25 protein-coding genes are annotated in these 14,234 nt (G+C 61.4%); all 25 read left to right on the top strand.

Annotated features, from left to right (window positions below; all coding sequences use genetic code 11):
* Positions 1-373 precede the first annotated feature (373 nt).
* The 25 genes from rpsL (at position 374) to rplO (ending at position 14,178) form a co-directional block, all read left to right on the top strand.
* Positions 374-745, top strand: coding sequence for a 30S ribosomal protein S12 (gene rpsL / locus AUC70_RS10915; RefSeq protein WP_045367566.1), 372 nt, complete (start codon positions 374-376; stop codon positions 743-745).
* A gap of 41 nt (positions 746-786) precedes the next feature.
* Complete coding sequence (gene rpsG / locus AUC70_RS10910; RefSeq protein WP_069444879.1) at positions 787-1,257, top strand: 30S ribosomal protein S7; 471 nt, start codon at positions 787-789, stop codon at positions 1,255-1,257.
* 21 nt (positions 1,258-1,278) lie between these two features.
* Positions 1,279-3,354 (top strand): elongation factor G, encoded by a 2,076-nt coding sequence (gene fusA, locus AUC70_RS10905; protein ID WP_069444878.1) that lies wholly within the window; start codon positions 1,279-1,281, stop codon positions 3,352-3,354.
* A 51-nt stretch (positions 3,355-3,405) separates the two neighbouring features.
* The gene (tuf, locus tag AUC70_RS10900) at positions 3,406-4,596 is read left to right on the top strand and encodes an elongation factor Tu (protein ID WP_069444877.1); all 1,191 of its coding nucleotides are present in this window, start codon (positions 3,406-3,408) and stop codon (positions 4,594-4,596) included.
* 65 nt (positions 4,597-4,661) lie between these two features.
* On the top strand, positions 4,662-4,970 hold the full coding sequence (gene rpsJ / locus AUC70_RS10895) for a 30S ribosomal protein S10 (RefSeq protein ID WP_045367562.1): 309 nt from the start codon (positions 4,662-4,664) through the stop codon (positions 4,968-4,970).
* Positions 4,971-5,002: 32 nt separating this feature from the next.
* Positions 5,003-5,758, top strand: coding sequence for a 50S ribosomal protein L3 (gene rplC / locus AUC70_RS10890; protein ID WP_069444876.1), 756 nt, complete (start codon positions 5,003-5,005; stop codon positions 5,756-5,758).
* On the top strand, positions 5,758-6,378 hold the full coding sequence (rplD, locus tag AUC70_RS10885) for a 50S ribosomal protein L4 (protein WP_069444875.1): 621 nt from the start codon (positions 5,758-5,760) through the stop codon (positions 6,376-6,378). The genes rplC and rplD overlap by 1 nt, the downstream gene beginning before the upstream one ends.
* Positions 6,375-6,668 carry a 50S ribosomal protein L23 gene (locus AUC70_RS10880; protein ID WP_069444874.1) on the top strand — a complete coding sequence of 98 codons (294 nt, stop codon included), beginning with the start codon at positions 6,375-6,377 and terminating at the stop codon, positions 6,666-6,668. The genes rplD and AUC70_RS10880 overlap by 4 nt, the downstream gene beginning before the upstream one ends.
* Before the next feature lie 4 nt (positions 6,669-6,672).
* On the top strand, positions 6,673-7,512 hold the full coding sequence (gene rplB / locus AUC70_RS10875) for a 50S ribosomal protein L2 (protein WP_069444873.1): 840 nt from the start codon (positions 6,673-6,675) through the stop codon (positions 7,510-7,512).
* A 3-nt stretch (positions 7,513-7,515) separates the two neighbouring features.
* Complete coding sequence (gene rpsS / locus AUC70_RS10870; protein WP_069444872.1) at positions 7,516-7,797, top strand: 30S ribosomal protein S19; 282 nt, start codon at positions 7,516-7,518, stop codon at positions 7,795-7,797.
* Positions 7,798-7,799: 2 nt separating this feature from the next.
* On the top strand, positions 7,800-8,180 hold the full coding sequence (rplV, locus tag AUC70_RS10865; protein ID WP_069444871.1) for a 50S ribosomal protein L22: 381 nt from the start codon (positions 7,800-7,802) through the stop codon (positions 8,178-8,180).
* Complete coding sequence (gene rpsC / locus AUC70_RS10860; protein WP_069444870.1) at positions 8,180-8,911, top strand: 30S ribosomal protein S3; 732 nt, start codon at positions 8,180-8,182, stop codon at positions 8,909-8,911. Before rplV ends, rpsC begins: the two co-directional genes overlap by 1 nt.
* Positions 8,912-8,916: 5 nt before the next feature.
* The gene (rplP, locus tag AUC70_RS10855) at positions 8,917-9,330 is read left to right on the top strand and encodes a 50S ribosomal protein L16 (RefSeq protein ID WP_069444869.1); all 414 of its coding nucleotides are present in this window, start codon (positions 8,917-8,919) and stop codon (positions 9,328-9,330) included.
* A gap of 3 nt (positions 9,331-9,333) precedes the next feature.
* Positions 9,334-9,534, top strand: coding sequence for a 50S ribosomal protein L29 (gene rpmC, locus AUC70_RS10850; RefSeq protein WP_069444868.1), 201 nt, complete (start codon positions 9,334-9,336; stop codon positions 9,532-9,534).
* Between the two features lie 11 nt (positions 9,535-9,545).
* Positions 9,546-9,791, top strand: a complete 246-nt coding sequence (gene rpsQ, locus AUC70_RS10845) for a 30S ribosomal protein S17 (protein ID WP_069444867.1) — start codon at positions 9,546-9,548, stop codon at positions 9,789-9,791.
* A 47-nt stretch (positions 9,792-9,838) separates the two neighbouring features.
* On the top strand, positions 9,839-10,207 hold the full coding sequence (gene rplN / locus AUC70_RS10840) for a 50S ribosomal protein L14 (protein WP_045367542.1): 369 nt from the start codon (positions 9,839-9,841) through the stop codon (positions 10,205-10,207).
* A 2-nt stretch (positions 10,208-10,209) separates the two neighbouring features.
* Complete coding sequence (gene rplX, locus AUC70_RS10835) at positions 10,210-10,530, top strand: 50S ribosomal protein L24 (protein WP_069444866.1); 321 nt, start codon at positions 10,210-10,212, stop codon at positions 10,528-10,530.
* On the top strand, positions 10,523-11,080 hold the full coding sequence (gene rplE / locus AUC70_RS10830) for a 50S ribosomal protein L5 (RefSeq protein ID WP_069444865.1): 558 nt from the start codon (positions 10,523-10,525) through the stop codon (positions 11,078-11,080). The genes rplX and rplE overlap by 8 nt, the downstream gene beginning before the upstream one ends.
* Before the next feature lie 28 nt (positions 11,081-11,108).
* Positions 11,109-11,411, top strand: a complete 303-nt coding sequence (rpsN, locus tag AUC70_RS10825) for a 30S ribosomal protein S14 (protein ID WP_069444864.1) — start codon at positions 11,109-11,111, stop codon at positions 11,409-11,411.
* 8 nt (positions 11,412-11,419) lie between these two features.
* Positions 11,420-11,818: a 30S ribosomal protein S8 gene (gene rpsH, locus AUC70_RS10820; protein WP_045367535.1), complete on the top strand. Its 399-nt coding sequence runs from the start codon at positions 11,420-11,422 to the stop codon at positions 11,816-11,818.
* 29 nt (positions 11,819-11,847) lie between these two features.
* On the top strand, positions 11,848-12,381 hold the full coding sequence (rplF, locus tag AUC70_RS10815; RefSeq protein ID WP_069444863.1) for a 50S ribosomal protein L6: 534 nt from the start codon (positions 11,848-11,850) through the stop codon (positions 12,379-12,381).
* Positions 12,382-12,392: 11 nt separating this feature from the next.
* Positions 12,393-12,755, top strand: coding sequence for a 50S ribosomal protein L18 (gene rplR, locus AUC70_RS10810; protein WP_083241524.1), 363 nt, complete (start codon positions 12,393-12,395; stop codon positions 12,753-12,755).
* A 21-nt stretch (positions 12,756-12,776) separates the two neighbouring features.
* Positions 12,777-13,346 (top strand): 30S ribosomal protein S5, encoded by a 570-nt coding sequence (rpsE, locus tag AUC70_RS10805; protein ID WP_069444861.1) that lies wholly within the window; start codon positions 12,777-12,779, stop codon positions 13,344-13,346.
* Between the two features lie 26 nt (positions 13,347-13,372).
* The gene (gene rpmD / locus AUC70_RS10800; protein ID WP_045367527.1) at positions 13,373-13,576 is read left to right on the top strand and encodes a 50S ribosomal protein L30; all 204 of its coding nucleotides are present in this window, start codon (positions 13,373-13,375) and stop codon (positions 13,574-13,576) included.
* Between the two features lie 11 nt (positions 13,577-13,587).
* Positions 13,588-14,178 (top strand): 50S ribosomal protein L15, encoded by a 591-nt coding sequence (rplO, locus tag AUC70_RS10795; protein ID WP_069444860.1) that lies wholly within the window; start codon positions 13,588-13,590, stop codon positions 14,176-14,178.
* Positions 14,179-14,234 lie beyond the last annotated feature (56 nt).

The raw sequence follows: 14,234 nt of genomic DNA, 5'->3' as shown, positions 1-14,234 counted from the left end.
AAACCGTGAAAAACGGAGCTTGGCCCCCGATTTCAGGCGCTTGAGCCCTTGACGTTTCGAGAAGCGGCCTGATACAACGCGGCCACATTTAGCGGCAGGCGGTAGCCCACCGAGAGGATGCCCTTTGGGGCGCGGGTTAGACGCTGCCGGACTAACCGGGATCATATCGGGGTCATGATCTTGGGGGTTTCCCCTCAAGATCCTCTGTTTTGAGCGCTGAAGGACGCGAGGGACGACTCGCAGCTTCAGCTCTTGTGTTTTGGGCCATCCGCCCAGGTTTTCGGGCGGTGTCGCCCATGTGGTTTTGGGCGTTCGCGCCCATAGGTGAATGAGGCGGTTTCGCCGTCGCAAACGATTGGACGCTAGGGCTGCTATGCCAACGATTCAGCAATTGATCCGGAAGCCGCGTAAGGCCCCGGTAAAGCGCAACAAAGTACCGGCCATGCAGGCCTGCCCGCAGAAGCGGGGGGTTTGCACCCGCGTGTACACCACCACGCCGAAGAAGCCGAACTCGGCCCTCCGGAAGGTCGCGCGCGTGCGCCTGACCAACCAGCAGGAAGTGACGAGCTACATCCCGGGTGAGGGTCACAATCTTCAGGAGCACTCCGTGGTCATGATCCGCGGCGGCCGCGTGAAGGATCTTCCCGGTGTGCGCTACCACATCATTCGCGGCGTGCTCGACACGCAAGGCGTCAGCGCCCGCCGTCAGCGGCGCTCGAAATACGGAGCCAAGCGGCCCAAGTAGTGGGGCGCTTTTTTGGTCTTTAAGGAACGGATTGAAGCGATATGTCCAGGCGGCACAAAGCTGATAAGCGGGAGATCATTCCCGATCCCAAGTTTGGGGATCAGGTGCTCACCAAGTTCATGAATTCCATCATGCTGGACGGCAAGAAGTCTGCCGCCGAGCGGATCGTCTATGGCGCGCTCGACCAGATGGAAGACAAGGTGAAGCAGAACCCGATCGAATTGTTTCATCAGGCGCTGCAGAACGTCATGCCGGCCATTGAGGTGCGCTCCCGCCGTGTGGGCGGTGCGACCTACCAGGTGCCGGTCGAAGTCCGTATCGACCGCCGCCAAGCGCTGGCCATTCGCTGGATTATCTCCGCGGCCCGTGGGCGCAACGAGAACACGATGGTCGAGCGGCTGTCGGGTGAGCTTCTCGATGCCGTCAACAACCGCGGCTCGGCCGTGAAGAAGCGCGAGGACACGCACCGGATGGCCGAGGCCAACCGCGCCTTCTCGCACTATCGCTGGTAACCGGCTCAAGGAACTCGAACGATGTCCCGTCAGACGCCCCTCAAGGACTACCGCAACATCGGTATCATGGCGCATATCGATGCCGGCAAGACCACCACGACCGAGCGCGTGCTCTACTACACCGGTAAGAGCCACAAGATCGGCGAGGTCCATGATGGCGCGGCCACCATGGACTGGATGGAGCAGGAGCAGGAGCGCGGTATCACCATTACGTCGGCCGCGACGACGGCGTTCTGGAACGACAAGCGCATCAACATCATCGACACGCCCGGCCACGTGGACTTCACGATCGAGGTCGAGCGGTCCTTGCGTGTTCTCGACGGCGCCGTCGCGCTGCTTGACGCCAACCAGGGCGTGGAGCCGCAGACCGAGACGGTGTGGCGTCAGGCCGACAAGTACCACGTGCCGCGCATGATCTTCGTCAACAAGATGGACAAGATCGGCGCCGATTTCTTTATGTCGCTCGAGACGATCAAGGAGCGCCTTGGCGCCAACCCGATCGTGCTGCAGCTGCCGATCGGTGCTGAGTCGGACTTTGCGGGCATCGTTGACCTCGTACGCCTGAAGGCGGTGATCTGGGACGACGAGTCGCTGGGCGCCACGTTCCACGACGAGGACATTCCGGCCGACCTTCAGGACAAGGCCCAGGAGTATCGCGAGGCGCTCATTGAGCAGGCGGTCGAAGTCGACGAGGAGGCCATGGAGGCCTATCTCGAAGGCAAGGAGATCTCCGAGGAGAAGCTGAAAGAGCTGATCCGGAAGGGCGCCTGCAATCTCGACTTCGTGCCTATCCTGTGCGGTTCCGCCTTTAAGAACAAGGGTGTGCAGCCGCTTCTTGACGCGGTGGTCGATTATCTTCCGTCCCCGCTCGACGTGCCGGCCATCAAGGCCATCGACGTGAAGACGGAGGAAGAGGTCGATCGCCCGGCTTCTGACGATGCGCCGCTGTCGATGCTTGCCTTCAAGATCATGAACGACCCGTTCGTCGGTTCGCTGACCTTCTGCCGCATCTATTCGGGCAAAGTCGAGACCGGCATGAGCCTGCTCAACACGGTGAAGGACAAGAAAGAGCGTATCGGCCGTATGCTGCTGATGCACTCCAATCACCGCGAAGACATCAAGGAAGCCTATGCCGGCGACATCGTTGCCATTGCGGGCCTCAAGGATGTCACCACGGGCGACACGCTATGTGATCCGACCAAGCCGGTGATCCTGGAGCGGATGGAGTTCCCGGATCCCGTCATCGAGGTTGCTGTCGAGCCCAAGACCAAGAGCGATCAGGAGAAACTCGGCGTGGCGCTCAACCGGCTGGCCCAGGAGGATCCGTCCTTCCGCGTTACGGTCGACCACGAATCCGGACAGACGATCATTAAGGGCATGGGCGAGCTTCACCTCGACATCATTGTCGATCGCATGAAGCGCGAGTTTAAGGTCGAGGCCAATGTGGGCGCACCCCAGGTGGCCTACCGCGAGACGATCACGAAGCCGGCCAATGTCGACTACACCCACAAGAAGCAGACTGGCGGTTCGGGTCAGTTCGCTCGCGTGAAGATGGAGATCGAGCCGACCGAGGCGGGCGAGGGCTTCGTTTTCGAGAACAAGGTTGTCGGTGGTAACGTGCCGAAGGAGTTCATTCCCGGTGTCGAGAAGGGCGTGCGGAGCGTCATCGATGCGGGTGTGCTCGCCGGCTTCCCGATCCTTGACGTAAAGTGCACGCTGGTTGACGGCGCGTCGCATGACGTCGACTCGTCTGTCATGGCGTTTGAGATCGCGTCCCGCGCGGCCTTCCGCGAAGCAGCTCAAAAGGCTGCGCCGAAACTGCTTGAGCCGATGATGAAGGTTGAAGTGGTGACGCCGGAGGAATATGTGGGCGGTATCATTGGCGATCTTACCAGCCGCCGCGGTCAGGTCCGAGGCCAAGAGCCCCGGGGCAACGCGACGGTGATCAATGCCATGGTCCCGCTAGCCAACATGTTTGGTTATGTGAACACGCTACGTTCCATGAGTCAGGGACGGGCGCAGTTCACGATGCAGTTCGACAGCTATGCGCAGGTTCCGCAGGCGGTGGCTGAAGAAGTGCAAGCAAAGTTCGCCTAAGCGATTGGGCGTTGAGTTTTAGCTTTCTGGTGAGAGGAATGGAGAGCCACAATGGCTAAAGAGAAATTCGACCGGTCAAAGCCGCATTGTAACATCGGTACGATTGGTCACGTCGATCACGGTAAAACGACCCTGACCGCTGCGATCACCAAGACATTGGCTGAGACCGGCGGCGCCACGTTCACCGCCTACGATGAAATCGATAAGGCGCCTGAAGAAAAGGCTCGCGGCATCACGATCTCCACGGCACACGTGGAGTACGAGACCGAGAACCGGCACTACGCGCACGTGGACTGCCCGGGTCACGCCGACTACGTGAAGAACATGATCACGGGTGCGGCGCAGATGGACGGCGCCATCCTTGTGGTGTCGGCCGCCGACGGCCCGATGCCGCAGACCCGCGAGCATATTTTGCTGGCTCGTCAGGTCGGTGTGCCGGCGCTGGTGGTGTTCCTGAACAAGGTCGACCAGGTCGATGACGAGGAGCTTCTGGACCTCGTCGAGCTCGAAGTTCGCGAGCTTCTGTCCAAGTACGAGTTCCCGGGCGACGATATCCCGATCATCAAGGGCTCGGCTCTTGCCGCGATCGAGGACTCCAATCCCGAGATCGGTCAGAAAGCCATTCTCGAGCTCATGAAGGCTGTCGACGAGTACATCCCGCAGCCGGATCGTCCTGTCGACGGCGCGTTCCTGATGCCGATCGAAGACGTGTTCTCGATCTCGGGCCGCGGCACCGTGGTCACCGGGCGTGTCGAGCGCGGTGTGGTCAAGGTTGGCGAGGAAGTCGAGATCGTCGGTATTAAGCCGACGACGAAGACGACCGTTACCGGCGTTGAGATGTTCCGTAAGCTGCTCGATCAGGGCCAGGCGGGCGACAATGTGGGCTGCCTGCTTCGTGGTATCGACCGTGAAGGTGTCGAGCGTGGTCAGGTTCTGGCCAAGCCCGGCTCCGTGACGCCGCACACGAAGTTCAAGGCCGAGGCATACACCTCACGAAAGAAGAGGGGCGGCCGCCACACGCCGTTCTTCGGCAACTACCGTCCGCAGTTCTACTTCCGCACCACCGACGTGACGGGTGTGGTCGAGCTGCCGGAAGGCACCGAGATGGTGATGCCGGGCGACAATGTTGCCATGACCGTTGAGCTGATCGTGCCGATCGCAATGGAAGAGAAGCTTCGCTTCGCTATCCGTGAAGGTGGCCGCACCGTCGGCGCCGGCGTCGTGTCGTCGATCATCGAGTAAGGGTATTTGGGAAGTGCGCCGCTCCGTTTTGGGGCGGCGCGTTTCTCTAACTTAAGGCCGTCGAGATGCAGAGCCAGAACATAAGAATTAGGCTGAAAGCCTTCGACCATCGCATTCTCGATGCGTCGACCAAGGAAATCGTCAACACGGCGAAACGTACCGGTGCGGATGTCCGCGGGCCAATCCCGCTGCCGACCCGTATCGAGAAGTTCACCGTGAACCGCTCGCCGCATATCGACAAGAAGAGCCGTGAGCAGTTCGAGATGCGGACGCACAAGCGGCTGCTCGACATTGTCGATCCGACGCCGCAGACGGTCGACGCTTTGATGAAACTCGATCTCGCCGCCGGCGTGGATGTTGAGATCAAGCTGTAACCGGTTGCGGGACGAGGCAAGGAATTAGTTCGATGCGATCAGGTGTTATCGCGCAAAAGGTCGGTATGACCAGGATCTTCACCGATGCCGGGGAACACATCCCGGTGACGGTGCTGCGCCTGGAAAACTGCCAGGTCGTCGGTCAGCGGACCGCGGAAAAGAACGGCTACACCGCCGTTCAGCTTGGTGCCGGCCGTGCCAAAGTTAAGCGTTTGACGCGGGCTCAACGCGGCGGTTTCGCCGTGGCGAATGTCGAGCCGAAGCGTAAAGTCGCTGAGTTTCGGGTGAGCCCGGAGAATTTGATCGATGTGGGCGCGGAGATCACCGCCGACCACTTCGTCGAAGGGCAGTTCGTCGATGCCTCGGGAACGTCTATCGGTAAGGGTTTTGCCGGTGGCATGAAGCGGCACGGGTTCGGCGGTCTCCGGGCCAGCCACGGCGTGTCGATCAACCACAGAAGCCATGGCTCCACCGGCCAGTGCCAGGATCCCGGCAAGGTGTTCAAGGGCAAGAAGATGGCTGGTCACATGGGTGACGTGAGCGTCACGACGCAGAATCTGCGCGTGGTGAAGACGGATGCCGAGCGCGGTCTCATCATGATCCGCGGCGCCGTTCCCGGTGCCAAGGGCGGATGGGTTCTCCTGCGCGATGCGGTCAAGCGGGCGCTGCCCGAGGGTGCACCGGTCCCCGGTGCGTTCCGAAAGGGCGCCGAGGAACTAGCGCCGGTCAAAGAGCCTGCTGCTGAGGCAGAAGCGGCACAGCCGGCAGAGGGCGGAGAGAACGCGTAATGAAAGCGGATGTAACAACGCTCGACGCCAAGAAGGCGGGAACCGTGGAACTGTCCGAAGAAGTCTTCGGGCTCGAGCCGCGCGCCGACTTGCTGCACCGGATGGTGCGCTACCAGCTGGCCAAGCGCCGCGCCGGTACGGTCGCGACGAAGGACCGTTCGGAGATCACGGCGACGACCGCGAAAATGTACCGGCAGAAGGGCACGGGCCGTGCGCGTCACGGCAGCGCCAAGCCCGGTATCTTCCGTGGCGGCGGTAAGGCTTTCGGTCCGAAGCCGCGCAATTTCGGTTTCGATTTGCCGAAGAAGGTTCGCGCGCTGGCCCTGAAGCATGCGCTGTCGTCCAAGGCGAAGGCCGAAGAGCTGATCGTCCTGGATTCCTGCGACATGAAGGATGCCAAGACGAAGGCGCTGAAGACGCAATTCGAGAAGCTGGGCTTTGGGTCCGTGCTGATTGTGGACGGTGCCGAGGTACAGACGAACTTCGCGCTCGCGGCGCGCAACATCCCGCATGTGGATGTGCTGCCGATCCAGGGCATCAACGTGTACGACATTTTGCGGCACGAGAAGCTCGTGCTGACCAAGGCTGCGCTTGAGGCGCTGGAGGCTCGGTTCAAATGAGTGCGCTGCAAGCATATGACGTGATTTTGGCACCGGTGATCACCGAGAAATCGAGTGAGGCGTCCGAATCCAATCAGGTGGTGTTCAAGGTTCGCCTCAACGCGACGAAGCCGCAGATCAAGAACGCGGTGGAGAAGCTGTTCGGCGTCAAGGTGGTGGCCGTGAACACACTGACTCGCAAGGGTAAGACCAAGTTCTTCCGGGGCATCAAGGGTACCCAGAAGGATACGAAGAAGGCCGTCGTCAAGCTCGCCGAAGGCGACAAGATCGACGTGACGACAGGGATCTAGCGCGATGGCGTTGAAGACATTCAAACCGACCACGCCGAGCCAGCGTCAGCTGGTGCTCGTGGACCGCAGCCATCTGTGGAAGGGCAAGCCGGTCAAGCCGCTCACGGAGGGCTTGAACAAGTCGGGTGGCCGTAACAACACGGGACGCGTCTCGATCTGGCATCGTGGTGGCGGTCATAAGCGTTCGTACCGCATGGTCGATTTCAAGCGGACCAAACACGGCGTCGCGGCGACCGTCGAGCGGCTGGAATACGATCCGAACCGCACGGCGTTCATCGCACTGATCAAGTACGACGACGGCGAGCTGGCCTACATTCTGGCGCCGCAGCGTCTGGCGCCGGGCGACAAGGTGATCGCCGACGAAAAGGTCGACGTGAAGCCTGGCAATGCGATGCCGCTGGCGAACATGCCGATTGGCACCATCGTCCACAATGTGGAGATGAAGCAGGGCAAGGGCGGCCAGATCGCACGCGCGGCGGGTGCCTATGTGCAGCTCGTCGGCCGTGACTCCGGCTACGCGATCTTGCGTCTGAATTCTGGCGAGACGCGCATGGTTCCGGCCACCTGCATGGCGACGGTCGGTGCGGTCTCCAACCCGGACAACGCGAATGTGTCGTTGTCCAAGGCTGGCCGCAGCCGCTGGAAAGGCCGCAAGCCCGTGGTTCGCGGTGTGGCGATGAACCCGATCGATCATCCGCATGGCGGTGGTGAAGGACGGACGTCCGGTGGCCGGCACCCGGTCACCCCTTGGGGTAAGTCCACCAAGGGCAAGCGTACGCGCACCAACAAGGCGAGCGACAAGTACATTCTGCGCAGCCGCCATCTGAAGAAGAAGAAGGGATAAGACGTGGCACGTTCGATTTGGAAAGGCCCGTTCGTCGACGGCTTTCTCTTGAAGAAGGCTGAGAAGGCGCGTGAGAGCGGCTCCAACGCCGTGATCAAGATGTGGTCGCGCCGGTCCACCATTCTTCCTCAGTTCGTGGGGCTGACGTTTGGTGTTCATAACGGGCAGAAGCATGTGCCCGTTCTGGTGACGGAAGACATGGTGGGTCACAAGTTCGGTGAGTTTTCGCCGACGCGGACCTATCACGGCCACGCCGCCGACAGGAAAGTGAAGAGAGGCAAGTAGTCATGGGCAAGCCGCAGAGAGAGCGCACGCTCAAGGACAACGAGGCGAAGGCCGTCACCCGGCTTATCCGCGTGAGCCCGCAGAAGCTGAACCTCGTGGCTCAGCTCATTCGGGGCAAGAAGGTCGATCGCGCTCTGGCCGATCTCGCCTTCTCGCGCAAGCGTATCGCCAAGGACGTCAAGAAGACCTTGGAGTCGGCGATCGCGAACGCAGAGAACAATCACGATCTGGATGTCGATGCCTTGGTCGTGTCGGAAGCCTATGTGGGCAAGAACATTGTGATGAAGCGCATTCAGGCGCGTGCACGCGGCCGGGCGGCTCGGATTTTGAAGCCGTTTTCGCAGATGACCGTGGTCGTGCGTCAAGTTGAGGAGCCTGCTTGATGGGACAGAAAGTCAACCCGATCGGGCTTAGGCTCGGTGTCAACCGCACTTGGGATTCGCGCTGGTTCGCTTCTCGCGGCGAGTACGCAGACCTGCTGCACGAAGATCTCAAGATGCGCGAGCACATTCTCAAGACGCGCAAGCAGGCCGGCATTTCGAAGGTCGTCGTGGAGCGCCCGCACAAGAAGTGCCGCGTCACGGTCTATACCGCTCGTCCGGGCATCCTGATCGGTAAGAAGGGCGCGGACATCGAGACGCTCCGCAAAGAGCTGGCGACGATGACGGACTCCGAAGTGCACCTGAACATCGTCGAGGTGCGGAAGCCGGAGGTCGACGCGACGCTGGTGGCTGAGGGTATTGCCCAGCAGCTCGAACGCCGCGTGGCGTTCCGCCGGGCCATGAAGCGGGCGGTGCAGTCGGCGGTCCGCATGGGCGCGCTCGGCATCCGCATCAATTGCTCGGGCCGGCTTGGCGGCGCGGAAATCGCGCGCATGGAATGGTACCGCGAGGGCCGTGTGCCGCTGCACACGCTGCGCGCCAATATCGACTACGGGACGGCGCTCGGGCGTACGGCCTATGGAATCATCGGCATCAAGGTTTGGATTTTCAAGGGCGAGATCATGGAGCACGACCCCATGGCCCAGGAGACCAAGGCCCTTGAGGCACAAGAGGGCGGACGTCCGGTGGTCGGCGCGACTCCGCACGGGCGTAAGGCTAAGGGCAGGACTTAAGAATTATGCTGCAACCGAAACGCACAAAGTTCCGCAAGATGCACAAGGGTCGCATCAAAGGTGCGGCGAAGGGCGGATCTGCGTTGACCTTCGGGACCTTCGGGTTGAAGGCGCAAGAGCCGGCGCGGGTCACCGCGCGGCAGATCGAAGCTGCCCGCCGTGCCATGACGCGTCAGATGAAGCGTGCTGGCCGTGTTTGGATCCGCATCTTTCCGGACGTCCCGGTTTCGAAGAAGCCGACCGAAGTCCGCATGGGTAAGGGTAAGGGTACGCCGGAGTTCTGGGCGGCCAAGGTCAAGCCGGGTCGCATCATGTTCGAGATCGACGGCGTCGGTGAGCCTGTGGCACGCGAGGCGCTGCGGCTGGCGGCGGCGAAGCTGCCGATCAAGACGCGTGTCGTGGCACGTATCGAGGGCTAAGCGATGAAGGCGAGCCAAGTGAACGATATGACGGTGGATCAGCTCAATGACGAGTTGGTCAAGTTGAAGAAAGAGCAGTTCAACCTGCGCTTCCAGGCGGCTTCCGGGCAGCTTGAGAATACGGCGCGGGTTCGGCAGGTGCGGCGCGATATCGCGCGCGTACAGACGATCGCGCGCCAGAAGAGCGCCGCTGCGAAGGCTTAAAGGTAGATACGATGCCGAAACGCGTTTTGATTGGGACCGTGGTGAGCGACAAGAACGACAAGACCGTTGTGGTCAAGGTCGAGCGCCGCTTCACGCATCCCCTGTTCCACAAAGTGGTTCGCCGCTCCAAGAACTACCACGCGCACGACGAGAACAATGAGTTCAAGGTCGGCGAGAAGGTGTGGATCGAGGAATGCGCGCCGCTATCGAAGCAGAAATGTTGGGTGGTTTTGCCGCGTGAGCAGGCAGCCAGCTAAGGCGAATAACGAAGGGCCTCGATGAGGGCCTGAATAAGGCGAATGCCATGATTCAGATGCAGACCAATCTCGATGTCGCCGACAATTCTGGTGCAAAGCGCGTGCAATGCATCAAGGTGCTCGGCGGTTCGAAGCGGAAATACGCGTCGATCGGAGACACCATCGTGGTCAGCGTCAAGGAAGCGATTCCGCGCGGCCGTGTGAAGAAGGGCCAGGTCATGAAGGCCGTGATCGTGCGTACCGCCACGGGCGTGCGCCGTCAGGACGGTTCGCTGATCCGGTTCGACCGCAATGCGGCGGTTTTGGTCAATGCGCAAGGTGAGCCGGTGGGTACGCGTATCTTCGGCCCCGTCACGCGCGAGTTGCGGGCTAAGAAGCACATGAAGATCGTGTCGCTCGCGCCGGAGGTTCTGTGATCATGGCAGGCTTGAAGATCAAAAAGGGCGACCACGTTGTGGTGCTCACGGGCAAGGACAAGGGCAAGAAGGGCGAAGTCCTGAAAGTTCTGCCGTCCGAGAACCGGGCCGTGGTGCAGGGCGTGGCGCAAATGCGCAAGCACCAGCGTCAGAGCGCATCCCAGGAGGGGGGCATCATCACCAAGGAAGCCCCGATCCATATTTCGAATCTCGCGCTTGAGGATCCCAAGGATGGGCAACCCACGCGCGTCGGCTACAAATTCTTGAAGGACGGACGCAAGGTGCGTTTCGCAAAGCGTTCGGGCGAGGTCATCGATGGCTGAGCAGGCATATACACCGCGGCTTAAGCAGCAGTACCACGACGTTATCAAGGCCGAGCTCGGGAAAGAGTTCGCTTACAAGAACGTCATGCAGATTCCCCGCCTCGAGAAGGTGGTGTTGAACATCGGCGTTGGCGAGGCCGTGAACGACTCGAAGAAGGTCAAGTCCGCGGCCAACGACCTCGGGCTAATCGCGGGCCAGCGGCCTGTGATCACGAAGGCGCGCAAGTCTATCGCCGGCTTCAAGCTGCGTGAGGGCATGCCCGTCGGCGTGAAAGTGACACTGCGTAAGAACCGGATGTTCGAGTTCCTCGACCGGCTCGTGAATGTCGCGCTGCCGCGCGTTCGCGATTTCCGTGGACTCAATCCGAAGAGTTTCGATGGGCGCGGCAACTATTCGATGGGCCTGAAAGAGCACATCGTTTTCCCCGAGATCGACTACGACAAGGTGGAAGACGTGCTTGGCATGGACATCATCGTGTGCACGACGGCGGACAACGACGACGAGGCACGCGCGCTTTTGAAGGGTTTGAACTTTCCGTTCCGTAGCTAAGCACGGGCTGGCTGCGACAGGAGGCTGAATGGCTAAGACGAGCATGATCGAGCGGGACAAGAAGCGCCGCCGCCTTGCTAAGAAATACGAGGCGCGTCGGGCGCGGCTGAAGGCTATCGCCAAGGACGAGTCTTTCCCGGCTGAGGAGCGCTTCGCGGCGCGGCTGAAGCTGGCGGAGATTCCGCGCAATGCCTCGCCGACACGTATTCACAACCGTTGCGATCTCACGGCGGCCGCGCGGTACTACCGCAAGCTTCGCATGTCGCGCATTGCATTGCGCGATCTTGCAAGCAACGGGCTGATCCCCGGCATGGTTAAGTCGAGCTGGTAAGGACTTCGATGAGCATCAACGATCCTCTTGGCGATATGCTGACCCGCATCCGCAATGCGCAGATGCGGCGCAAGACGAAGGTCTCAACGCCAACCTCCAAGCTGCGCGAGCGCGTGCTCGAGGTGCTGGCTGACGAGGGCTATATCCGTGGCTACGCGCGCGTCGACTACGACGGCGGGAAGTCTGAGTTCGAGATCGAACTCAAGTACTTCGACGGCGAGCCGGTGATCAAGGACATCAAACGGGTGTCGACACCAGGCCGGCGTGTGTATTCCTCGGTGAAGAATCTCCCGACCGTTGCAAACGGTCTGGGTGTGTCAATTCTTTCGACGCCGAAGGGCGTCATGTCGGATTCGCAGGCGCGGAACGAGAATGTCGGCGGCGAGATTCTCTGCAGCGTATTTTAGCGGACCCATTTGAAGCGAAGGTTTGATCAATGTCGCGCATCGGCAAAAGACCAGTCCCAATCCCCGGCGGCGTCACGGCCTCCGTGGACGGTCAGGAAATCAAGGTCAAAGGACCCAAGGGCGAACTCAGCCACGTGCTGGTCGACCATGTCATCGCTAAGATGGGCGATGACGGGATCGAGATCGGCATGCGCGAGGACGACAAGGACTCGCGTGCGATGTGGGGCATGTCGCGCACGATTGTGGCCAACCTGGTCACGGGTGTGACGGAAGGCTTCTCGAAGACGCTCGAGATCAACGGCGTCGGCTACCGCGCGGCGATGAAGGGGCAGTCCCTTCAACTGCAGCTCGGCTTCAGCCATGACGTTGATTTCGAGATCCCGAAGGGGATCGAAATCAGTTGTCCGAAGCCGACCGAGATTGTGGTGAGCGGCATCGACAAGCAGCTGGTCGGCCAAGTGGCAGCGGAGATCCGCCGTTACCGTCCGCCGGAGCCCTACAAGGGCAAGGGCGTGAAGTATGCCGGCGAGTACATTTTCCGTAAAGAAGGCAAGAAGAAGTAGCGGGATTGATGATGGGTACGTTGAACAACAGCACTGTGCGGCGTGCGCGCCGGGTGCGGCATTCGCTGAAGCGGGCGGCCAATGGACGTGCGCGTCTGTCGGTGTTCCGTTCCTCGAAGCATATCTACGCGCAGGTGATCGACGATCGCGAGGGCAAGACGCTCGCATTCGCGTCGAGCCTCGATAAGGACATCAAGGGCTCGCTGCCCAAGGGGAGCGATACGGCGGCGGCGGAAGCTGTCGGCAAACTCGTTGCCGAGCGTGCAGTGAAGGCCGGTGTCAAGGACGTGGTCTTTGACCGCGGCTCCTACATCTATCACGGGCGTATCAAGGCGCTCGCAGACGCGGCCCGCGAGGCGGGTCTGAACTTTTAGGGTATTCGGAAAGGATCGACCGTGGCACGAGGCCCGCAAGGTAGAGACCGCGATCGCGACGATCGCGACAGCGAATTCGTCGACAAGCTGGTTCACATCAACCGCGTCGCCAAGGTGGTGAAGGGCGGACGTCGTTTCGGTTTTGCCGCGCTGGTCGTTGTCGGCGATCAGAAGGGCCGGGTCGGTTTCGGCCACGGCAAGGCGCGCGAAGTGCCGGAGGCAATCCGCAAGGCGACGGAATCTGCGAAGCGCAACCTGGTCAAGGTGCCCTTGCGCGAGGGCCGGACGCTGCACCACGACGTGCGCGGCCAGCATGGCGCGGGCAAGGTGATTCTGCGCGCGGCGCCTCCCGGTACCGGCATCATCGCCGGTGGCCCGATGCGTGCCGTGTTCGAGACGCTTGGCATCCAGGATGTGGTTGCGAAGTCGCTCGGAAGTTCGAACCCGTACAACATGGTGCGCGCCACGTTCGATGCGCTGCGCCATGAGGACAGCCCCCGTGGCGTGGCCGCGCGGCGCGGGAAGAAGGTGAGCGAAATCGTATCGCGCCGCCGCGATCAGGCGGGTGATGCTGCCGAGGCGCAAGCCTAAGGGCCCACAGACAAGGTTGAACGAAGATGGCCGAGAATAAGAAGACAATCGTCGTGGAGCAGATCGGAAGCCCGATCCGGCGGCCCGGCGTGCAGCGCGCGACCCTTATCGGGCTCGGCCTGAACAAGATGCACAAGCGGCGGACGCTGGTCGACAGCCCCGAAGTGCGCGGCATGGTGGCCAAGGTGAGCCATCTGGTGCGTATCGTCGAGGACGAGGCCGGAGCTTAAGGGTAGATAAGATGCGACTGAACGATCTTCGCGACCTTCCCGGCGCGACAACGTCGAAGAAGCGTGTAGGACGCGGTATCGGCTCCGGCCTGGGCAAGACCTCCGGTCATGGCCAGAAGGGCCAGAAATCGCGCTCGGGCGTGGCCATCAAGGGCTTTGAGGGCGGCCAGATGCCGATCCACATGCGCCTGCCGAAGCGTGGCTTCAACAACAACTTCGCCAAGGACTTCAACGAGGTGAATGTCGGCCGTATCCAGACGGCGATCGACGACAAGAAGCTCGATGCCTCCAAGCCGGTCACGGTTCAGGCGCTGGTCGAAGCCGGTGTCGTCCGCCGCGCACGCGATGGTGTGCGTCTGCTCGGCCGCGGCGAGCTCAAGTCGAAGGTGTCCTTTGAGATCACCGGCGCATCGAGCGGCGCGGTTAAGGCCGTCGAGGCTGCCGGCGGAACCGTGACGATCACGGCGATGCCGCAGCGTCAGGCCAAGTCCGCAGGCCAGGACGCGCCGAAGAAGACCGCCAAGAAGGCGGCTACGAAGAAAGCCGCTCCCAAGAAGGCGGCAGCCAAGAAATCCGCAGCGAAGAACGACACGTCCGAGTAGGGCGGGCCGGGACGAGGCAGGGCGGCCGGTTCGTAGGACCGCCCAGCCGGCCCGGA

Source organism: Methyloceanibacter stevinii (assembly GCF_001723355.1).
GTDB lineage: Bacteria > Pseudomonadota > Alphaproteobacteria > Rhizobiales > Methyloligellaceae > Methyloceanibacter > Methyloceanibacter stevinii.
Note: the sequence above shows the minus strand (reverse complement) of the source record. Positions and strands in the feature narration are given on the sequence as shown.